Source organism: Halorubrum sp. SD612 (genome assembly GCF_002135005.1).
Genome location: NZ_NEWI01000243.1, coordinates 1 through 2752, shown reverse-complemented (window position 1 = coordinate 2752; position 2752 = coordinate 1). Strand labels below are relative to the sequence as shown.

The following is a 2752-nucleotide window of genomic DNA, read 5'->3' as shown; positions in this document are numbered from 1 at the left end:
GTACCCGACGTACAGCTGCGAGAGCGTCCCGACGTCGACCGCGGCGTCCGCGTCGCGACCCTCTGAACCGCTCTCGTCGGTCCTCTCTCCGCGGTCGCCGCCCGCCTCTCCGCGGTCGCCGACCGGCTCGACGGACGCCGCCCCGTCGGCGATCTCGACCCGGAACGTCCGATCGTTCCACTCCGCGAGGGGGTCGGCGACCGAAAGCGAGAACGCGGTCTCGATTCCGGGGTCGGGCGAGAGCGATTCGAGCGCGGCGGCGACGTCGACGACGCGGACCATCGGCCCGGTGCGGACCTCGCAGTCGACGGCGCGCGGGTCGTCGACGAGGTCGAGCAGGGGCGCGTCCGGCGGGGCGCGGAGCCGTACCTCGTCGACCTGCGAGTCGTGGTTCCGACAGAAGCGCAGCAGCTGGAACCACGCCTCGTCGTCCGCGACGGCGACGTCGGTGACGCGCAGGGTCGGGTCGTCCCCGTCCGGCTCGTCGCGAAAGCTGTACGCGCAGACCGCCCGGAGCTCGCCGTCGCGCTCCCAGCCGTAGACGAACGGATCGGTCTTCCAGCCCTGAAGCGCGCGCTCCCGCCACCACTCCTCGGTCCAGTCCATCGTCAGGTCGTAGCGGTCGGCCATCGCGGCGAGGACGGGCTTCACGGCCTCGTAATCCGCCTCGCCGAGCCGGCGGAAGCGTCCGGCGTCGTCGCCGTCGGTCGCGACCAGATCGTCGACGAACCCCAACTGGGCCGGCGGCGCGGTCAGGTGCCGGTAGCGGGACGCGGTCGCCCAGCCGTAGCCGGCGTAGAAGCGGTACTCGAAGGGCCACAGCGTCGAGACGGCCACGCCGCGCTCGCGGTACTCCGCCAGCGACTCCCGGAGCAGGCGGCCGACGTTCCCGCGCCGGCGGTGTTCCGGCGGGGACGCGACCGCGGAGAGGCCGGCGACCTCGCGGTCCTCGCCGCGGATCCGCAGCGAGAAGTAGTGGTGCGCGCAGACCGCGACCGGGTCGCCGCCGTCGAACAGCCCCCGCCTGTCGGCGATGGTGTCGTGGCCGTCCGCTTCTTCGGGGTCGTACGGGCCCTCGCTCGGGGAGAACGCGTACCGCATGAACGCGCCGAACTCGTCGCCGCGCCCGTCGGGGAACGGTCGGTACTCCATACCCGGTCGGCTCGCGGGAGCCGAATAAGTCTTCCCGGGGCATGCGGGGAGCTCTCGTCCCCGTCGGCGACCCGCCTCAGTCGAACTTGCCGCGGCGGTACTGGACCGGCCACTCGGCCTCCTCGCCGAGCTCGTGGGCGGCCTCGAGCGGCCAGTACGGATGGCGGAGCATCTCGCGGCCGAGCGCGACGAGGTCGGCCCGCTCGTTGCGGACCAGGGCGTCGGCGTGAGTCGGCTCCGTGATCCCGCCGACCGCGGCCACGGGCACGTCGGTCCCCTCCCGGATCGCCTCGGCGTAGGGCACCTGGTACCCCGGTCCGGCGCTCGGGATCTCCTGGTCGGGGTGGATCCCGCCGCCGGAGACGTCGATCAGGTCGGCGCCCGCCTCGGCGAGCAGCGGCGCCAGCCGCACCGAGTCGTCCACGTCCCACGAGTCGCGGTCGGGGAGCCAGTCGGTCGCGGAGACGCGCACGAAGACGGGCTTGCCGTCGGGCCAGACCTCGCGCACGGCCTCGACGACCTCGCGGAGGAGCCGGGTGCGGTCCTCGAAGCTCCCGCCGTACGCGTCGTCCCGGTCGTTGGTGACGGGCGACAGGAACTGGTGGAGCAGGTAGCCGTGGGCCGCGTGGACCTCCGCGACCTCGAAACCGATCTCGTGCGCGCGCTCCGCCGCGGCCGCGAACGAGTCGATCACCGCGTCGATCCCGTCGCCGTCGAGTCGCCGCGTCTCGGCCAGGTCCCCCTCGTCGACCTCGGGGTGCGGGTACGGCTCGTCGGTCGCGGAGACCGTCTCCCAGCCCTCCGGTTCGTCGGCCGGGATGGGGCCGCTCCCCTCGGCCGGCGGCCGATGGGAGGCCTTCCGCCCGGCGTGCGCCAGCTGGATCCCCGGCGTCGCGCCCTGCGAGCGGACGAACTCGACGACCGGTTCGAGCGCCTCGGCGTGGTCGTCGGACCAGATACCGAGGCAGCTCGGCGTGATGCGGCCGCGGGACTCGACGGCGGTCGCCTCCGTCATCACGACCCCCGCGCCGCCGGCGGCGCGGGCGCCGAGGTGGACCCGGTGCCAGTCGTTCGCCAGCCCGTCCTCGGCGGAGTACTGGCACATCGGCGACAGCATCACGCGGTTTCGGAACTCGGTGTCGCGAAGCGCGAGCGGCGTGAACAGCGTATCGGTCACGGACGGACGAACGGCCGCCGCGAGGTAAGGCCCTCCGATCCCCCGCGCGGATCGCCGCCGCCGGTTTAGGCCGACCGAAATCTATAACATCGGTGGTCCCTGAGCGGACGGTAATGACAACGGGAGACCGGATCGAGCGGGACGCCGACGCGGCGGCCGACGAGCGGCCGACCGTCGCCGCGACCCGCTGTTCCCAGGAGCGGACCGTCTTCGCCGAACAGGGCAACACCGACGCGTGGATCGCGACCGACCTCACGGTCGATCTCGACCGCGACCGATAGGGAACTTCTCGGCGCCTCTCGCGGACGCCAGCCTCCGTTCCGTCCGCGCCGTGCGGCGCCGCCGTCCTCACTCCTCGGAACGGAGCCGCTCCCCGGGCGCGCCGAGCGTCAGCGGCGTCTGCGCGACCGGCCGCACGGCGCC

The 2752-nt window shown here is 73.5% G+C and carries 3 protein-coding genes; 1 reads left to right on the top strand and 2 read right to left on the bottom strand.

Going from position 1 to position 2752, the window contains the following annotated elements:
• Nucleotides 1–1152 (bottom strand): enhanced intracellular survival protein Eis (gene eis, locus B9G38_RS15830; RefSeq protein WP_086221013.1); only part of this gene is annotated, 1152 nt, incomplete at its 3' end.
• Nucleotides 1153–1228: 76 nt separating this feature from the next.
• Nucleotides 1229–2329 (bottom strand): NADH:flavin oxidoreductase/NADH oxidase, encoded by a 1101-nt coding sequence (locus tag B9G38_RS15825; RefSeq protein WP_086221012.1) that lies wholly within the window; start codon nt 2327–2329, stop codon nt 1229–1231.
• Between the two features lie 113 nt (nt 2330–2442).
• Between B9G38_RS15825 and B9G38_RS18415 the strand changes: the two genes are divergently transcribed.
• Nucleotides 2443–2610, top strand: a complete 168-nt coding sequence (locus tag B9G38_RS18415; RefSeq protein WP_198945721.1) for a hypothetical protein — start codon at nt 2443–2445, stop codon at nt 2608–2610.
• Nucleotides 2611–2752 lie beyond the last annotated feature (142 nt).

Bases quoted from the DNA above. Each gene is read 5' to 3' on its own strand.
- B9G38_RS18415 (WP_198945721.1), top strand. From the start codon at position 2,443: ATGACAACGGGAGACCGGATCGAGCGGGACGCCGACGCGGCGGCCGAC.